Annotated in this window: 1 protein-coding gene; it reads right to left on the reverse strand. The window is 27.4% G+C overall.

The window, feature by feature from the left end:
- The coding region (locus WFZ85_RS16325) for a hypothetical protein (protein ID WP_342697291.1) at positions 1 to 281 on the reverse strand (281 nt) is incomplete at both ends.

Consider the following 281-nt stretch of genomic DNA (forward strand, 5'->3'; position numbering starts at 1 on the left):
AAATCAAAAACATCGAAGTATAAAACAACGCAATTAAAATTATGGCCATTGGTCTAGAAGCAATTGAAATAGCGAATAACAAGCCAATAAAAACACAAAAATTTATACTTAAATTAATTTTTTTTAAATTTATGCTGTCTAGTATTATTAAAAAAGGCGGTACTAAAAAAACAAAAGATAAAAAATCCGATGTGCCAGAATACATCTGATTTGTTATGGCAATAGCACAGATAAAAAAAGTAATCTTATAAACCTTTTCGATGGCAGTACTTTGTATGGCT

Source organism: Flavobacterium aureirubrum (genome assembly GCF_038739835.1).
In the GTDB taxonomy this organism is placed as follows: domain Bacteria; phylum Bacteroidota; class Bacteroidia; order Flavobacteriales; family Flavobacteriaceae; genus Flavobacterium; species Flavobacterium aureirubrum.